The organism is Streptomyces violaceusniger Tu 4113, from assembly GCF_000147815.2.
GTDB classification, from domain to species: Bacteria; Actinomycetota; Actinomycetes; order Streptomycetales; family Streptomycetaceae; genus Streptomyces; species Streptomyces violaceusniger_A.
This window is the reverse complement of record NC_015957.1, coordinates 2,632,165-2,649,242: the sequence shown is the minus strand read 5'-3', so window position 1 is coordinate 2,649,242 and position 17,078 is coordinate 2,632,165. Positions and strand designations below refer to the sequence as shown.

The 17,078-nt window shown below is 70.5% G+C and carries 12 protein-coding genes and 1 pseudogene; 11 read left to right on the top strand and 2 right to left on the bottom strand.

Features of this window, described 5'->3' with window-relative positions:
- Positions 1-33 precede the first annotated feature (33 nt).
- Entirely contained in the window at positions 34-711 is a 678-nt protein-coding gene (locus STRVI_RS11600) for a GntR family transcriptional regulator (protein WP_014055838.1), read from the bottom strand.
- Between the two features lie 141 nt (positions 712-852).
- Here STRVI_RS11600 and STRVI_RS11595 point away from each other — a divergent pair, with 141 nt between their 5' ends.
- The 7 genes from STRVI_RS11595 to STRVI_RS11570 all read left to right on the top strand — a co-directional run bounded on the left by STRVI_RS11595 (position 853) and on the right by STRVI_RS11570 (position 9,210).
- Positions 853-2,241 (top strand): L-lactate MFS transporter, encoded by a 1,389-nt coding sequence (locus STRVI_RS11595; protein ID WP_014055837.1) that lies wholly within the window; start codon positions 853-855, stop codon positions 2,239-2,241.
- On the top strand, positions 2,238-2,360 hold the full coding sequence (locus STRVI_RS55515; protein ID WP_014055836.1) for an MFS transporter small subunit: 123 nt from the start codon (positions 2,238-2,240) through the stop codon (positions 2,358-2,360). Before STRVI_RS11595 ends, STRVI_RS55515 begins: the two co-directional genes overlap by 4 nt.
- A 322-nt stretch (positions 2,361-2,682) precedes the next feature.
- Positions 2,683-4,632 carry a molybdopterin oxidoreductase family protein gene (locus STRVI_RS11590; protein WP_014055835.1) on the top strand — a complete coding sequence of 650 codons (1,950 nt, stop codon included), beginning with the start codon at positions 2,683-2,685 and terminating at the stop codon, positions 4,630-4,632.
- A gap of 2 nt (positions 4,633-4,634) precedes the next feature.
- Positions 4,635-6,692 (top strand): NADH-ubiquinone oxidoreductase-F iron-sulfur binding region domain-containing protein, encoded by a 2,058-nt coding sequence (locus STRVI_RS11585; RefSeq protein WP_014055834.1) that lies wholly within the window; start codon positions 4,635-4,637, stop codon positions 6,690-6,692.
- Complete coding sequence (locus STRVI_RS11580) at positions 6,689-7,561, top strand: 2Fe-2S iron-sulfur cluster-binding protein (RefSeq protein WP_014055833.1); 873 nt, start codon at positions 6,689-6,691, stop codon at positions 7,559-7,561. The genes STRVI_RS11585 and STRVI_RS11580 overlap by 4 nt, the downstream gene beginning before the upstream one ends.
- Positions 7,562-7,566: 5 nt before the next feature.
- Positions 7,567-8,454, top strand: a complete 888-nt coding sequence (fdhD, locus tag STRVI_RS11575) for a formate dehydrogenase accessory sulfurtransferase FdhD (protein WP_014055832.1) — start codon at positions 7,567-7,569, stop codon at positions 8,452-8,454.
- Between the two features lie 171 nt (positions 8,455-8,625).
- The gene (locus STRVI_RS11570; RefSeq protein WP_014055831.1) at positions 8,626-9,210 is read left to right on the top strand and encodes a TetR/AcrR family transcriptional regulator; all 585 of its coding nucleotides are present in this window, start codon (positions 8,626-8,628) and stop codon (positions 9,208-9,210) included.
- Between the two features lie 358 nt (positions 9,211-9,568).
- On the opposite strand, the gene STRVI_RS56360 is transcribed toward STRVI_RS11570, so the two are convergent.
- The gene (locus STRVI_RS56360) at positions 9,569-10,795 is read right to left on the bottom strand and encodes a transposase (RefSeq protein WP_014055830.1); all 1,227 of its coding nucleotides are present in this window, start codon (positions 10,793-10,795) and stop codon (positions 9,569-9,571) included.
- 225 nt (positions 10,796-11,020) lie between these two features.
- Here STRVI_RS56360 and STRVI_RS11560 point away from each other — a divergent pair, with 225 nt between their 5' ends.
- The 4 genes and pseudogenes from STRVI_RS11560 (at position 11,021) to STRVI_RS11545 (ending at position 16,909) form a co-directional block, all read left to right on the top strand.
- Positions 11,021-11,779, top strand: a complete 759-nt coding sequence (locus STRVI_RS11560) for an SDR family NAD(P)-dependent oxidoreductase (RefSeq protein WP_014055829.1) — start codon at positions 11,021-11,023, stop codon at positions 11,777-11,779.
- A gap of 220 nt (positions 11,780-11,999) precedes the next feature.
- The gene (locus tag STRVI_RS11555; protein WP_014055828.1) at positions 12,000-13,286 is read left to right on the top strand and encodes a serine hydrolase domain-containing protein; all 1,287 of its coding nucleotides are present in this window, start codon (positions 12,000-12,002) and stop codon (positions 13,284-13,286) included.
- 72 nt (positions 13,287-13,358) lie between these two features.
- A pseudogene (locus tag STRVI_RS11550) lies at positions 13,359-13,646 on the top strand (MerR family transcriptional regulator); the annotation flags it as partial.
- Between the two features lie 119 nt (positions 13,647-13,765).
- On the top strand, positions 13,766-16,909 hold the full coding sequence (locus tag STRVI_RS11545; RefSeq protein WP_014055826.1) for a Tn3 family transposase: 3,144 nt from the start codon (positions 13,766-13,768) through the stop codon (positions 16,907-16,909).
- The last annotated feature ends 169 nt before the right edge of the window (positions 16,910-17,078 follow it).

The following is a 17,078-nucleotide window of genomic DNA, read 5'->3' as shown; positions in this document are numbered from 1 at the left end:
GGCCGGTGCGGCGGAGGGGTCAGGGCGGAGGGGTCAGGACCGCTCGCGGTCGTGGTACGTGTGGCGGGTGTGTTCGGTGTGGGTGCGCATGACTGCCGTGGCCCCGTGTTCGTCACCGGCGGTGATGGCCGCGATCAGCTCGCGGTGCTCGATCCAGGACTGCTTGCCGCGCTGACGGGCGACCGGGGTGTAGTACCAGCGGACCCTGCGGTCCACCTGGGCGGCCAGCTCGGACAGGACCGCGTTTCCGGCCAACTCCATCACCTTGGCGTGGAATTCGGCGTTCGCCGCCACCGCGCCGTCCACATCGTCGTCCAGCACCGCGCGCTCGCCCTTCGCGCACAGATCCTCCAGCGCGGCGACCCCGGCCGCGTCGATCCCCGCGGCGGCCAGCCGGGCGGCCTCGGCCTCCAGGAGCGTGCGCACCGTAAGGAGCTGATCGGCCTCCTCCTCGGTGGGCTCGTGGACGAACGCGCCCTGCGCGGGCCGCAGATCGACCCAGCCTTCGGTGTTCAGCCGCTGGAGGGCCTCGCGCACCGGCTGACGGGAGACCCCGAGCTGCCCGGCGAGCTCGCTCTCCACGAGGTGCTGACCGGGACGGAGGGCGCGGGTGGTGATGAGTTCGAGCAGCGCCTCGTAGACGCGCTCGCGGAGTGGACCGGGCCGCTCCAGCTTCGGTACCGCGCCGTACGGCAGTCCCCTGGACAGCATCGCGCCCCCTCTGGCTCGCCGTTCACCGGATGCCCGGATTGGTTATTGTCTACAGTTTACCCATCCCGTCCACGCGGCCGACACATCCCAGGCGCTTCTACGTCTAGTCATTGCCTCGTTCAATCCTTAAAGTCCGGGCACATGCTCACCAATGATCGACTCGGCCCGTTGCATCGCTCGCGCACCCTGGCCCCACCGGGCTGGAGCCGCTGGCTGGTGCCACCGGCCGCCCTAGCCGTCCATCTCTCCATCGGCCAGGCGTATGCCTGGAGCGTGTTCAAGCCGCCCCTGGAATCCTCCATGGACCTCTCGGGCACGGCCAGCGCACTCCCGTTCCAGCTTGGCATCGTGATGCTCGGCCTGTCGGCCGCCTTCGGCGGGACGCTGGTCGAGCGCAACGGCCCGCGCTGGGCGATGTTCGTCTCCCTCGTCTGCTTCTCCTCCGGCTTCCTCGTCGCCTCGCTCGGCGCCGCCACCAGCCAGTACTGGCTGGTCGTCCTCGGCTACGGGTTCATCGGCGGGATCGGTCTCGGCATCGGATACATCTCCCCCGTCTCCACGCTCATGAAGTGGTTCCCCGACCGGCCCGGCATGGCCACCGGCATCGCCATCATGGGCTTCGGCGGCGGTGCGCTGATCGCCTCGCCCTGGTCGAGCTGGCTGATGGAGCGCTTCGGCACCGACAACAGCGGCATCGCCGCCACCTTCCTGGTGCACGGCCTGACCTACGCGGTCTTCATGACCCTCGGCGTGCTGCTGGTGCGGGTACCGGCCGACGGCTGGCGGCCCGCCGGCTGGGAGCCGCCGCAGGAGCAGGGACACATGGTCAGCGCGGCCGACGTCTCCGCGCGCAACGCCCTGCGCACCCCGCAGTTCTGGTGTCTGTGGGTGGTGCTGTGCATGAACGTGACGGCGGGCATCGGCATCCTGGAGAAGGCCGCGCCCATGATCGGCGACTACTTCAAGGACACCGACACCCCCGTGACCGCCACCGCGGCGGCCGGTTTCGTCGCCCTGCTGTCGGCTGCCAACATGGCCGGGCGGCTGGTCTGGTCGTCCACGTCCGACCTCATCGGGCGCAAGAACATGTACCGGATCTATCTGGGCGTGGGCGCGCTGATGTATCTGGCCATCGCGCAGCTCGGGGACTCCTCCAAGCCCCTGTTCGTGGTGTGCGCGCTGGTGATCCTCTCCTTCTACGGGGGCGGGTTCGCGACCGTTCCGGCGTATCTGAAGGACCTGTTCGGCACCTATCAGGTGGGCGCGATCCACGGCCGGCTGCTCACCGCGTGGTCGGTGGCCGGGGTCCTCGGCCCGTACATCGTCAACAAGGTGGCCGACCACCAGGAGGCGGCGGGGAAGACCGGCCCCGAGCTGTACTCGCTCTCCCTCACCATCATGATCGCGCTGCTGGTCGTCGGCTTCGTCGCCAACGAGCTGGTACGGCCGGTCCATCCGCGCTTCCACGAACCGGCTACCGCCAAGGCCGACGCCGAGGCGGCGCCCGCCGAGAAGGGAGCGGACCGATGACCGAACCCACCACCAATCGCACCGCGCTGACCGTGGCCGTCTGGGCCTGGGTGGCGCTGCCCTTCGCGTACGGCGTCTACGAGCTCATCCGCAAGGCCACACAGCTCTTCACGGGCTGAACCCGCCTTACCGGCTTCACCGGCTGAACTCGCGCAACGGCTTCACCAGCCGAACTCGCACGACCGGCTTCACTGGCCGAACTCGCTGTACCGGCCGAGCTCGCTTCCCCGGTGAGCTCTCTTAACCGGCCGACGTCCCATCACCGTTCGGGGCCCATTACCGCCCAGGGCCCCATCACCGGCGGACGGGAGGGGGGTTGAGGTGTCGTTCGACTCCTTGACCCCCTCCTAGGGCATACTGTATTCAATATCCTGTCGACGATACCCGGACGTTCGGTTCCCTCACGTCGCACCGCGGCGTGACCGCCGTAAGGAGCCCGTCGTGGCCCGTAACCGCCAGCGCAACCGACAGCAGAAGCAGTACCCGCGGCTGACCCACCCCCTGGTGCGGGATTCGGTCAGCGGTGAACTCCGCCGCGCTTCCTGGGACGAGGCGCTCAGCCGGGCCACCGCCGGGTTCCGGGCCGTGACGGCGGCCCATGGGCCCGACGCGTTCGGCATGTTCTCCTGCGCCCGCGCCACCAACGAGATGAACTACGTGGCCCAGAAGTTCGCCCGGGTGGTGATGGGCACCAACAACGTCGACTCCTGCAACCGCACCTGCCACGCGCCCAGCGTCGCGGGGCTGTCCGCCGTCTTCGGCTCCGGCGGCGGCACGTCGTCGTACGCGGAGGTCGAGGACACCGACCTCATCGTGATGTGGGGCTCCAACGCCCGCTTCGCGCACCCGATCTTCTTCCAGCATGTCCTCAGGGGCATCCGCAACGGCGCCCGGATGTACGCGGTCGATCCGCGCCGCACCTCGACCGCCGAATGGGCCGAGAGCTGGCTGGGGCTCAACGTGGGCACCGACATCCCGCTCGCCCACGCCGTGGGCCGCGAGATCATCCACGCGGGGCTCGCCAACCGCTCCTTCATCGAGCGCGCCACCAGCGGCTTCGAGGAGTACGCGGCCCATGTGGAGCCCTGGACCCCGAGCGTCGCGGAGAAGGTCACAGGCGTCCCCGCGGACGCCATCCGCGATCTCGCGCACGCCTACGCCACCGCCGAGCGCGCCCAGCTCTGCTGGACGCTCGGCATCACCGAGCACCACAACGGCACCGACAACGTCCGGGCGCTGATCAATCTGTCCCTGCTGACCGGCCATGTCGGCCGGTACGGCTGCGGACTGCAGCCGCTGCGCGGCCAGAACAACGTCCAGGGCGGCGGCGACATGGGCGCCATCCCCAACCGGCTGCCCGGCTTCCAGGACATCCTGGACCCGCCCACCCGGTCCAAGTTCGAGCGCGCCTGGGACGTGGTCATCCAGCCGCGCTACGGGCTGAACCTCACCGAGATGTTCGAGGCCATGGAGGCCGGCGAACTGCGCGCCGTCTACTGCATCGGAGAGAACCCGGCCCAGTCCGAGGCCGACACCGAACAGGCCGTCCGGCGGCTGGAGTCGCTGGAACACCTGGTGGTCCAGGACATCTTCCTCACCAGGACCGCCGAGTTGGCCGATGTGGTGCTCCCGGCGACCGCCGGCTGGTGCGAGACGGAGGGCACCACCACCAACAGCGAGCGCCGCGTCCAGCGGGTGCGCAAGGCCGTGGAGCCGCCGGGCGAGGCGCGCGAGGACATCGACATCATCTGCGAGCTGGCGCGGCGGCTCGGCCACGACTGGAAGTTCGAGGGCGCGGAGGAGGTGTGGAACGAGCTGCGGGCCGTCTCCCCCGATCACTTCGGCATGACCTACGAGCGGCTGGAGGAGCACCAGGGCATCCAGTGGCCCTGCCCCAGCACCGACCGTCTCGAGCCCACCTATCTGCACGGCCGGCTGTGGGAGGGCGATCCGGCGCGGCGCGGCGCCCTCGCCCCCTTCGGCCCGGTGAAGCACGATCCGCCGGTCGATCTGACCGATGACGCCTTTCCGATCCGGCTCACCACCGGGCGCCGCCTGGACTCGTACAACACCGGGGTGCAGAGCGGGAGTTTCGCCTCTCCGCTGCGGCGCGGCGAGTACATCGAGCTGTGCCCGGAGGACGCGGCCCGCTACCGGGTGGAGACCGAGGAGCGGGTGCGGGTCACCTCGCGGCGCGGCTCGGTGGTGGCGCCGGTGTGGATCGATCCCGGGCTGCGGCCGGGGCTCGCCTTCATGACCATGCACTTCCCCGACGAGGTGGACACCAACTCCCTGACGATCGAGGCGAACTGCCCGATCGCGGGGACGGCGGAGTTCAAGGCGTCGGCCATAAGGATCGAGAAGATTCCCGTGACCGCCGTAAGGAGCTGACCGTGGATCTGCGCTTCGGTGCCGGCAAGCCCACGGACGAGGAGCGGGCGGCGGTCGACGCCCTGCTCGGCCCGCCCGAATCCGCCTGGGAGGGCGCGGACGACCGCAACGACAGCGATCTGCGCTGGGCGCGCGGCGGCCGCGAGGCACGTGAGCGGCGCGAACTGCTGTTGCCGGGGCTGCATGCCCTCAACGACCGGGTGGGCTGGATCAGCGAGGGCGGCCTGGACTATCTGTGCCGCCGGCTGACGGTCCCTCCGGCGGAGGGCTACGGGGTCGCGACCTTCTACGCGATGTTCGCGGTGAAACCCCGTCCGGCGACCGTCGTCCACGTCTGCACGGATCTGGCGTGCGCGGCCCGGGGCTCCGCGCGGGTGTGCGCGGAGCTCGAACGGGACCTGGGCCCGGCGGGCTCGGCCGGGTCCGGAGCCGTCTGGCAGCCCAGCCCGTGTCTGGGCCTGTGCGAACGCGCCCCGGCGGCCCTGGCGATCCGCGCGGGCGAGGCCCCTCAGACCGCGGTCATCGCCCCCGCCACGGCCGAGGCGGTGGCCGACGCGGCGTCGGCGCCGCACGACGCGCCGCCCGAACCATCCGCGGCGGCCGCGGTCCCCCAGACCGGCGCCCCTGCCCCCCAGCCCCCGCCCGCCGCACGGGCGGGCACCCATGGCGCCGTGGCCGCGCCCGCCCCGCGCCCCGACTCCGGGCCGCTGCCGGACGCCGGACAGCGGCCGGACGCCGGACAGCGGCCGGGCAACTCCGCGCATGCCGAGCGGCACGCCGACCCAGGCGCGCGGCCGGAGAGTTCCACGCCGCGGAACGCATCCGTGCCCCAGACCGGAGGCCACGCCCTGGTGCTGCTGCGCCGGGTCGGGGTCGTGGACCCGGGGTCGCTCGACGACTACCGCACGCACGGCGGATACGCCGCCCTGCGGCGCGCGTTCACGCTCGGGCCCGCCGGGGTGATCCGGGAGGTCACCGAGGCGGGGCTGGTCGGGCGGGGCGGGGCCGCGTTCCCGACCGGGCGGAAGTGGGCGGCCACCGCACAGCAGCCCGACCATCCGCACTATCTGGTCTGCAACGCCGACGAGAGCGAACCGGGCACCTTCAAGGACCGGGTCCTGATGGAGGGCGATCCGTACGCCCTGATCGAGGCCATGACCATCGCGGGCTATGCGACCGGGGCCCACCGCGGCTATCTGTATCTGCGCGGCGAGTACCCCCGTGCGCTGCGCCGGCTGCGCACCGCCATCGACCGGGCCCGGGCCCGGGGCTTCCTCGGCGAGGACGTCATGGGGCAGGGGTTCGCGTTCGAGATCGAGATCCGGCGCGGCGCGGGCGCGTACATCTGCGGTGAGGAGACCGCGATCTTCAACTCGATCGAGGGGCGGCGCGGTGAACCGCGCAGCAAACCGCCGTTCCCGGTCGAGAAGGGGCTGTTCGGCAAGCCGACCGCGGTCAACAACGTGGAGACGCTGGTCAATGTGTTGCCCATTCTGATCGAGGGTGCGCAGGCGTATGCCCGCACCGGGACCGGCACCTCCACCGGCACCAAGCTGTTCTGCGTCTCCGGCACGGTCGCCCGGCCCGGCGTCTACGAGCTGCCGTTCGGGGCGACGCTGGGCGAGCTGCTGGAGCTCGCGGGGCCGCCCGAGACCCTGCGCGCGGTGCTGCTCGGCGGCGCGGCGGGCGGTTTCGTACGCCCCGACGAGCTGGACGTCCCGCTCACCTTCGAGGGCACGCGCGCCGCGGGCACCACCCTCGGCTCGGGGGTGGTGCTGGTCCTGGACGACAGCGTCGACCTGCCCCGCGTCCTGCTGCGCATCGCGGAGTTCTTCCGCGACGAGTCCTGCGGCCAGTGCGTCCCCTGCCGGGTGGGCACCGTACGGCAGGAGGAGGCGCTGCACCGGATCAAGGACCTTACGGGCGCCGCCGCGGCCGGGGACATCGCGCTGCTGCGCGAGGTCGGCCAGGCCATGCGGGACGCCTCGATCTGCGGTCTGGGCCAGACCGCCTGGAACGCCGTGGAGTCCGCCATCGACCGCCTGGGAGCCTTCAAGTGACCGCGATACCGCTGCGACCCCCGCGCCGTCTGGTCGACCTCACCCTGGACGGCGAGCCGGTCCGCGCCCCGGAGGACAGCACCCTGCTGGACGCGTGCCGCGCCGCGGGCAAGGACGTCCCGACCCTGTGCCAGGGCGACACGCTCACCCCGAAGAACGCCTGCCGGGTGTGCGTGGTGGAGGTGGAGGGCGCCCGCACCCTCGCCCCGGCCTGCTCCCGCCGGGTGGAGCAGGGCATGGAGGTGCGCACGGACACCGAGCGGGCCCGGCACAGCCGTAAGGTCGTCCTGGAGCTGCTGGCCTCCTCCACCGATCTGTCGACGACCCCGCGCGCGGCCGAGTGGATCGAGGAGTACGGAGCCGAGCCGGACCGCTTCGGCGCGGACGCCGCCCGGGTGGACGAGGAGCCGAAGGTCGACAACGACCTGTACGTCCGCGACTACGACAAATGCATCCTCTGCTACAAGTGCGTGGACGCCTGCGGCGAGCAGTGGCAGAACACCTTCGCGATCGCGGTCGCGGGCCGCGGTTTCGACGCCCGGATCTCCACCGAGCACGACGCGCCCCTTACCGACTCCGCGTGTGTCTACTGCGGCAACTGCATCGAGGTGTGCCCGACCGGCGCGCTGAGCTTCAAGACGGAGTTCGACATGCGGGCGGCCGGGGCGTGGGACGAGTCGGCGCAGACGGAGACGACGACGGTATGCGCCTACTGTGGTGTGGGGTGCAACCTCACCCTCCATGTGCAGGACAATGAGATCGTGAAGGTCACCTCGCCGCACGACAATCCCGTCACCCACGGGAACCTGTGCATCAAGGGCCGTTTCGGGTACCAGCACGTACAGAACCACGCACAGAACCGGGACTGATCGACATGGGACGGGTCACCGAGCGACGCCGCGTCATCCGCATCCGGGACGGGGCGGTCAGCACCCGGCCGGACACCCTCGTGGCGGAGGAGCCGCTGGAGATCCGGCTGAACGGCAAACCGCTGGCGATCACCATGCGCACACCGGGCGACGACTTCGCCCTCGCCGCCGGGTTCCTGGTGAGCGAGGGCGTCCTCGGGCGCGCGGACGAGCTGGCGAACATCGTCTACTGCGCGGGCGCGACCGAGGACGGCTCCAACACCTACAACGTGGTGGATGTGACGCTCGCTCCGGGCGTGCCGGTCCCGGACATCACGCTGGAGCGCAATGTCTATACGACGTCCTCCTGCGGGCTGTGCGGCAAGGCCAGCCTGGACGCGGTGCGGACGACGGCGCGCTGGCCGCTCGCGGACGGCCTCGGTGACGGGGCGGACGGCGGGGCGGACGGCGGGGGCTCTCCCGTCCGGATCGAGCCGGAGACGCTCTCCGTGCTCCCCGACCGGCTCCGTGCGGCGCAGCGCGTCTTCGACCGGACCGGCGGGCTGCACGCGGCGGGGCTGTTCACCCCGGACGGTGAGCTGCTGGACCTGCGGGAGGACGTGGGCCGGCACAACGCGGTGGACAAGCTGGTGGGGCGGGCGCTCCAGCAGGGTCTGCTGCCGCTGTCGGGGTCGGTGCTGATGGTTTCGGGCCGCGCCTCCTTCGAGCTGGCGCAGAAGGCGGTGATGGCGGGGATCCCGGTGCTGGCGGCGGTGTCGGCGCCCTCCTCACTGGCGGTGGATCTGGCGGCGGAGACGGGGCTGACCCTGGTCGGCTTCCTCCGCGGCACTTCGATGAACGTGTACGCGGGCGAGCAGCGACTCGCCCTGCGGACAGCGGTCGGCGGGACCTGAGAAGCGGTCCGCCCGCTGCACGGGTTGGCGGGCCGGCCGGCGGGGAGCGCCCCCTGCGTCGGCCGGCCCCTACCGGGTCCCGTACATGTGTTCCGCATCCGGGCCTTCATCCGGGCCTTCACTCGAAAGTGTTCTTGACCGCTCGTTCTGGTTAGGTGCTACCGTCGGGCCATGGCCAGAACGAAGGAATTCGACCCGGAGGCCGCCCTGCAGTCGGCTCTCGAGCTGTTCTGGCAGCGCGGCTATGAAGCGACCTCGATGGCGGACCTCGTCGACTATCTCGGCATCGGCCGCGCCAGTATCTACGCGACCTTCGGCAGCAAGCACGAGCTGTACCTGAAGGCCATGGACCGCTATGCGGAGACGCGCGACCCGTCCCTGCTGGCCGAGCTGTCCCAGCCGGGTCCCGCACTGCCCGCGGTGCGGGCGGTGGTGCGGCGTTTCGCCGAGGAGGCCGCCTCCCCGGAGAGGCGGCTGGCCGGCTGCCTGGTGACCAACACAGCGGCCGAGCTGGCTCCGCACGACCGGGCGGCCGCCCGCCGGGTGGAGCTGAGCTGGGACCACGTGGAGACCCCGCTGCACTCCGCACTGATACGGGCCCAGGCCCAGGGGGAGCTTCCCGAGGACCGCGACCCCCGCGCGCTGGCGCGGATGCTGTTCGTGCTGATGCAGGGGCTGCGGGTGGTCGGCAAAGCGTCGGACGACCCGGCCCGGGTGCGGGACGCCGCGGAACAGGCGCTGGCATTGCTGGATTGATCGCCACGGCCTGACGCCTCCGACCTGAGCTCTCCGGGCCTGAGCTCTCCGGCCCGAAGTAGCAGCCGGTCCGCCCCCAGCGCGGAGCCGCACCACATCACGATCACGGGAGTGAGACAGAGCCCATTCGTATGCCCGAATATTAAAACGATAGGTCAAATATTGGGGGACAGATGACCGTCACCGACACCCCGTGCGGCACCGGCACCGCGCCGCGACGGGGGCCGCGCTCGCCCTCGTCGCCGCCCTGAACCTCCGCGTCCAGCGGACCCGTCCATCCCGTCCCTCCTCTCTTCCTCAAGGAGCCATGCAGTCACCTTCTCGGCCGTGAACGACCGAGCTTGTGTGGCTCGGTGGTTCACGCCTTGTCGCGCTCCCGACTGCCCCCTACGACGGGACGGTCACGGGTCGCATCTCGCTTCAGGCCGGGGTGTGCCCTGGAGCGACGGGCATGGTGACGAATACCCACGCCGAGCGTGCGCGATCGCGCACGTTGACCCCGGCGACGAGGTCGGCGGGGCCAGCGAGCCCGCACCGACGACAACGGAAATGGTCCCGGTCGGGCCGGTTGGCCCGACCGGTGTGCCCACAGCGCGGACAACGCTGCGAGGTATAGGCCGGATCCACTTCGAGGAACGGCACCCCGGCCCGGCGGGCCTTGTAAGCGAGGTGCTGTCCCAACTGGTGGAAAGGCCAGGCAGAGAGCGTGCCGCGCTGGTCCCGGCGTAGCCGTACCCGGTCCCGGACCGCCGAGTTCCTCGACAGCCATCCCGCGACCGGTGCGTTGCGCGACCGACACGATCTCCTTGCTGATCACATGGTTCATGTGGGTGGCATGACGGTGCTCCCTCTTGGCGCGGCGGGCCAGCCGACGGGTGGCCGAGCGGGTCTTCCTGGCCTGGAGCTCGGCGCGTTTGCGGGCCTGCCAACGCCGGTAACGGGACAGGCGCCGTCCCTGGTAGTTGGTGTTGTCGCTGGTGGTGGCGAGATTGACGATGCCGCGGTCCACTCCGATCCAGTCGACCGGCTCGAACACCTCGGGGTCGGGGATCTCACAGGTCGCGGCCAGGAACCACTTCCCGTCCCGGAAGATCAGGTCACTTTCGCCCTTGCGGTACGCGACCAGGGTCTTGAGCTGGTCGGGCGAGGCGGCGAAGCCGACGTTCTTCAGACGGCCGTGGACGGTCCAGACCGAGACGGTGCGAGCGTCCATCTGCCAGGACAGGCAGCGGTCGTCGAAGGGCTGGGCCGCCTGCGGCCGGAAGGCGATCGGGGAGCCGGTGGCCTTCCGGTACCTCTTCGAGTCCGCCGGGCCGAGACGGCCCGTCTTCAGGTTCGCGCGCAGGGTGGCGTAAGCGTCCACGACTTTCTTCACCACCCGCACCACGGGCTGCGCGGACAGTGCGTACCGGGTCTTCAGATCCGCGTAGACAGCCTTTTGCAGATCGTTGCGGCTCGTCACACCCGTCTCGTACGCAACCCTCGAAGCCTGGTCGGCGGCCCGGTTGCAGGCACACAAGGTGGCCTCAAGTGCCGCCGCCTGCACGGGCGTCGGCAGCAGCTTCACCTGCACCACCAGCTTCATGACCCAGACGATAGTGCGACCATGCGACAGACATGCCAGTCGTCCAGCCCCTTCATCACGATCGGCGACCAGCAGTACGTATGTACGCATTGCCCGGCTCGCCGGGCAGCTGGGGCGGACGCTCCGCGCCCACAGAAGAAGACCGACGCGGCGACGCTCCGCGTCGCGGGCCTGGGATGCGATTCCTCCCCGGCGTGAACACCGGGGCATCCTCGCAAGAATCAGGTGAACCGCTTCACCGGAAAGACCGCCCTCGTCACCGGAGCGGGCACCGGCCTCGGCCGTGCCATCGCGCTCGCCTTCGCCGCCGAAGGCGCCTCCGTGGTGGCCACCGGGCGCACCGCATCCACCCTGGCCGAGACGGTCCGCCTGATCGAGGCCGCCGATGGCCGGGCCGCCGCCGTGCCCGCCGATGTCACCGACTCCGGGCAACTGCGGGAGCTGGTGCACCAGGCCGTCACCCGCTTCGGCGGACTGGACATCGCCGTCAACAACGCCGGGATCATGCGCGGCCAGGGGCCCCTCGGAGAGGTCAGCGAGGAGGACTGGGAGGCGGTGCTGCGCACCAATGTCACCGGTGTCTGGCTGGCGATGAAGCACCAGATTGCGCATATGAAGGAGCACGGCGGCGGGGCGATCGTCAATGTCTCCTCCAACCTCGGCGCCCACCTCCGGGTCCCGGGCCTCGGCGCGTACAGCACCTCCAAGGCGGCGGTCGCCACGCTGACCCGGGCCGCCGCGCTGGACCACATCCACCAGGGAATCCGGATCAACGCGGTCAGCCCCGGCGCCTCCGACGCCCCCATGTCGCTGCGGCCCGGGGAGACCGAGGCCGACCGCGCCGAGCGGATGAAGACCGAGAATCCGCTGGGCCGGATAGCGGAGGCGGAGGAGATCGCGGCGGCCGTGCTCTACCTCGCCTCACCGGCGGCGGGCTCCGTGGTCGGCACGGATCTGGTGGTGGACAGCGGCTCGTCGGCCTGACCGCCCCGAGCGATCGGACCGGCCCCGAGCGCCTGACCGCGCCGAGCGATCGATCGGCCGGAGCAGCCCGGCCATGGAGCTCCGGCCGTGAGGCTCCGGGCCACGGGGCTCCGGGCCACGGGGCTCCGGCCATGGGGCTCCGGCCATGGGGCTGCCCCCACTCTTACGCGGGGGCTTGCCGCATGGCCGGGGCGGCGCCGCACCCGGAAGCTGTTGAGACATGAACGCACCCACGAAGCGCCCTCGTTTACGCCTCGTCATGGCCGCCGCCGTCACCGTCGCCCTCCTCGGTGGTGCGGCCGCGGTCCCGGCCGCCGCCACCACCTCCGCCCCCGGAGCCCCCACGGCGCCCCAAGCGCCCACAGCGCCCGGCTCCGACTCTTCCGACCACCGGCTCAGCGAGGACGAGCTGCGTCGCGAGGTGGCCCGGACCCTTGAGGACGCCGGTTTCATCGGCCTGACCGTGGAGGTGCGCGACGGCCACCGCCGGATCCACGCCCGCGCGGGCGAGGCGGAGCTGAACACCGGCCGTCCCATGCCGTACGGGGCGCACTACCGGGCCGCGAGCGTCACCAAGTCCTTCGTGGCCACCGTCGTCCTCCAACTGGTCGCCGAGGGGCGGCTCTCGCTGAGCGATCCGGTGGACACGTGGCTGCCGGGTGTGGTGAGCGGTAACGGCAACGACGGCCGCCGGATCACCGTCAGGAATCTGCTCCAGCACACCAGCGGCATCCACAACTACGCCTACAGCGACGACACCGGCGACTCGGCGGCGGACTTCGATCGGACCCGGTTCGACCATGTCTCCCCCGAGCAGGTGGTCGCGGGGGCGATGAAGCACCGGCCCGACTTCCCGCCCGCCCCGGCCGATGACCAAAAGCCCGACTGGAACTACTCCAACCCCGGCTATGTCCTCGCCGGAATGATCATCCAGAAGGTCACCGGGCGCGCATGGCCGGAGGAGGTCCGCGAGCGCATCATCCGCCCGCTGGGCCTGACCGGCACCTATGAGCCCGGGGACGATCCGCGGCTGAAGGCCCCGTACGCGCATACGTATCAGCGCTTCCCCGGCTCCGACACCTGGACGGACACCACGCTCCGGAACGTCTCCTGGGGCGGTGCGGCCGGTTCGCTCATCACCACCGACCGCGATCTGGACCGGTTCTTCACCGCGCTGCTGGGCGGCCGTCTGCTGCCCCCGGCGCAGCTCGCCGAGATGCGCCGGACCGTCCCCGTCGGACCGGACTTCGAGGTGGCCTTCCCGCATGCCCAGTACGGGCTCGGGATGATGCGGCAGCCGCTCAGTTGCGGCGGCTACCGCTGGGGCCACGGCGGCGACCTCGAAGGGGCCACGGTGCGGACCGGCTTCACCGAGGGCGGGCGGCGCTCGGTGACCATCAGCTCCAGCGGCAAGACCGCCGACGACGAGCAGTTGCTCCGGGCCGAGGCGGCCCTGCAGCGCCTCACCGATCGCGTCCTGTGCGACGGCGTGCGCCCGAAGCCGTAAACCCTGACATCCGTTGGAGAGTTTCGGGGCCTGAAGAGAGTTCCGGGAGTGAGGGCGTGCGGAGGAGGGCCCATGCGGATCGGCGAGCTGTCCCGCCGTACCGGGGTGAGCGAGCGGCTGCTGCGCTACTACGAACAGCAGGGCCTCCTCCAGCCCGAGCGGCTGCCCAGCGGCTATCGCGCATACCGCGCGTCCGATGTGGCAGTGGTGCGGCGCATCCGCGCGCTGCTGGCGGCCGGGCTCTCGACGGCGACCATCTCCCAGGTCCTGCCCTGCCTCCGCGACGACGGCGGTGAGCACCTCGTGCCCACCTGCCCGGATCTGCTGGGCGAGCTGCGGGCGGAGCGGGAGCGGATGACCGGGGTTGAGTAGCAGCGGTACAGCCATTAACGCTAAGCAGTTGATCTTGTCTGAGGGGTCGGTTCCGGTTCGGTGAAGTTGGCGGCACGGCGACGCCCGCCCGCGTACGGTCACGCGCCATGCCAGTGGAGTTTTTGACCGACGAACAGGCCGCGTCGTACGGGAAGTTCAATGAGGAGCCGACGCGCCCGGAGCTGGAGCGGTTCTTCTACCTCGACGACGAGGATCGGAAGCTGATCGCGAAGCGGCGCGGGGATCACAACCGGCTTGGGTTCGCGCTGCAGATGTGCACGGTGCGCTACATCGGCCGGTTCCTGACGGACGATCCGCTCGATGTGCCGTGGGTGGTCATCGAGCACATCGCAGGGCAGCTTGGCATCGAGGACGTCTCGGCGGTCAAGCGGTACACCGAGCGGCAGCCGACGACATATGAGCACTCGTGGGAGATCCGGGACGTCTACGAGTACCACGAGTACGAGGACCCGCAGTGGTCGCGGAGGTTCCGTACGTTCCTGCATGGGCGGGCGTGGACAGCGCATGCGGAGGGCCCGAAGGCGCTGTTCGATCACGCGGTGGGCTGGCTGCGGAAGAACCGGGTGCTGCTGCCCGGGGTGTCGGTGCTCGCGCGGCAGGTGTCCGAGGTCCGCCAGATCGCGGACAAGCGGCTGCACGCGACGGTGGCCAAGGCGACGTTCCGCGCGGACAAGTCCCTGCCCGGGGACCTGGCAGGACTGCTGGTGGTGCCGGAGGGGAAGCGGTTTTCGTACCTGGAGGAGTTGCGCCGGCCGCCGACGAGGACGACAGGTACGGCGATGAAGGGTGCCCTGCAGCGGGTGGACGAGATCGCGGTGTATCGCCTGGGCCGCCTCAAGCTGGACAAGCTGCCGCCGAACCGGCTGGCCGCTTTGGCCCGGTACGGCCTGGGGTCGAAGGCGGCGACGCTGGAGCGGGCGAGTGATCCCAAGCGCACGGCGATGCTCACCGCGGTGATGCGGCACCTGGAAGCCAAGGCGATCGACGAGGCATTGGACCTGTTCTCGGTGCTGATGGCCACGCGCCTGATCAGTACCGCGAAGAGGCGTACCGACAAGGAACGACTCTCCACCCTGCCGCAGCTGGAGAGGGCGTCGCGCATCACGGCCCGCATCTCCAAGGTGGTCATGGAGGAGCTGGAGCACCTCGCGCAGACCGGCGGCGCCATGGACGCGGACGCGATGTGGCGGGCCCTGGAGGAGGTCGCGCCGAGGGCCCAGCTGTGGAGCGCGGCCACGCTGGTGGCCAGCCTTGTTCCGGAGGACGACGACTCGGCGGAGATCGCGATACGCGAGGCGCTGGCGCTGCGCTACAACACCGTCAAGCCGTTCCTGTCGCTGCTGGGTGACACGAAGATGCTCGGCGCGGCCCCGGCCGGCAAGCGCATCCTGGCCGCGGTCAGGTGCCTGCCCGCCCTCTCCCGGCGCCGCGTGGGCGAGAAGCCGCTGCTGAAGCGGGAAGTCGACGAGAAGGTGGTGCCGCCGTACTGGCGCAAGGCGGTGTACGCGAATAAGGACCTGCCGCAGGGCGCGGTCGACCGCGACGCCTATGTGGTGTGCGTGCTGGAGCAGCTGTACCGGGCGTTGATGGGCCGCAACATCTTCGCCTCCCCGTCACACCGCTACTCCAACCCGCGCGCCCGTCTGCTGGACGGCAAGCCCTGGGCAGCCGTACGGGAGGACGTTCTGGCGGGCCTGAGCCTGGACATGCCCGTCACCGAGCACCTCACCGACCTGGTGCGGGTGCTGGACGCCGCGTGGAAGCAGATGGGCGACCGCCTCGAAGAGGCCGGCGCGGAAGCGAAGGTGTCCATCGAGTTCCCCGAAGGCGGGGGCCGCGCGAAGCTGAACGTCGACAAGCTCGGGGCGCTGGGCGAGCCCAAGTCGCTGCGCTGGCTGCGCCGGCGGGTGGAACGGATGCTGCCCAAGGTCGAGCTGCCGGACCTGCTGTTCGAGGTGCACTCCTGGACCGGGTTCCTGGACGCGTTCGTGCACCTGGGCGACGGCAAGACCCGCATGGAGGACCTGGCCACCTCGGTGGTGGCGCTGCTGGTGAGCGAGAGCTGCAACATCGGGCTCACCCCGGTCATCAACCCGAGCAACGTGGCCCTGACCCGCTCGCGGCTCTCCCACGTCGACCAGTACTACCTACGCGCCGACACCATCGCCGAGGCCAACGCCACGCTGATCGCCGCCCAGGCAGAGGTGCCCGTCGTTGCGCACTGGGGCAACGGGCTGCTCGCCTCGGTGGACGGACTGCGGTTCGTCGTCCCGGTCCGCACCATCAACGCCGCACCGAATCCGAAGTACTTCGGATTCAAGCGCGGGATCACCTGGCTGAACGCAGTGAATGACCAGGTCGCGGGCATCGGGCAGATGGTGGTGCCCGGCACGCCGCGCGACTCCCTGCACATCCTGGACGCCCTGCTGAACCTGGATGGCGGGGTGAAGCCGGAGATGGTCGCCACCGACAACGCCTCCTACTCCGACATGGTGTTCGGCCTGTTCAAGATCCTGGGATACAACTTCTCCCCGCGCTTCCGTGACCTGGACGACCAGCGGTTCTGGCGCGCGGAGATGCCCGGCGTCGAGACCGGCGAGTACGGAGTTTTGGAGGACCTGGCGAAGAACAAGGTGAACCTGAACAAGGTCATCCAGCACTGGGAGGACATGCTCCGCGTGGCCGGTTCCCTGGTCACCAACCAGGTCCGCGCGTACGACCTGCTGCGGATGTTCGGCAGCGCAAGCAAGCCGGCCCCGCTGGGGCAGGCGTTCGCCGAATACGGACGCGTCGCCAAGACCCTGCACCTGCTGCAGGTCGTCGACCCCGTCGACGACACCTACCGCCGTCAGATGGGCAAGCAGCTCAGCGTGCAGGAGTCCCGCCACAGCCTCGCCCGGGACATCTGCCACGGCAAGAAGGGCACCATCCACCAGGCGTACCGCGACGGCATGGAGGACCAGCTCGGCTCGCTCGGCCTGGTCCTGAACGCCGTCGTCCTGTGGACCACCCGCTACATCGACGCCGCCGTCGCCCAGCTCCGCGCCGAGGGACACGAGATCAGCGACGACGACATCGCACGGCTGTCCCCGCTCAAGCACAAGAACCTCAACGTGCTGGGCCGCTACAGCTTCACCCCATCCACCCCGGCCGGGGGCATCCTGCGCCCGCTGCGCGACCCGGACGCCCCGATCCCCGAGGACGAGGAAGAGGAGGGCAGCCTGGTCTGAACCTCAGCCGACGGGGACCAGGGCAGCGTCAAACTGCTCGACGGCCAGGGCAGCACCACGCAGGAGAGCAGGAACCAGTCGTTGTAGCGGTACAGGTCCCAGTCGCGCACGGGGAAGTGGAACTCGGAGGCCGTGAACTCCTCCAGGGAGTCCCCAAGGGGCCGGTCGG

What these genes read in the sequence shown, in the direction of transcription:
- STRVI_RS11600 (WP_014055838.1), bottom strand. Translation starts at nt 711, where the DNA reads ATGCTGTCCAGGGGACTGCCGTACGGCGCGGTACCGAAGCTGGAGCGG.
- STRVI_RS11595 (WP_014055837.1), top strand. Translation starts at nt 853, where the DNA reads ATGCTCACCAATGATCGACTCGGCCCGTTGCATCGCTCGCGCACCCTG.
- STRVI_RS55515 (WP_014055836.1), top strand. Translation starts at nt 2,238, where the DNA reads ATGACCGAACCCACCACCAATCGCACCGCGCTGACCGTGGCCGTCTGG.
- fdhD (WP_014055832.1), top strand. Translation starts at nt 7,567, where the DNA reads ATGGGACGGGTCACCGAGCGACGCCGCGTCATCCGCATCCGGGACGGG.
- STRVI_RS11570 (WP_014055831.1), top strand. Translation starts at nt 8,626, where the DNA reads ATGGCCAGAACGAAGGAATTCGACCCGGAGGCCGCCCTGCAGTCGGCT.
- STRVI_RS56360 (WP_014055830.1), bottom strand. Translation starts at nt 10,795, where the DNA reads ATGAAGCTGGTGGTGCAGGTGAAGCTGCTGCCGACGCCCGTGCAGGCG.
- STRVI_RS11555 (WP_014055828.1), top strand. Translation starts at nt 12,000, where the DNA reads ATGAACGCACCCACGAAGCGCCCTCGTTTACGCCTCGTCATGGCCGCC.
- STRVI_RS11545 (WP_014055826.1), top strand. Translation starts at nt 13,766, where the DNA reads ATGCCAGTGGAGTTTTTGACCGACGAACAGGCCGCGTCGTACGGGAAG.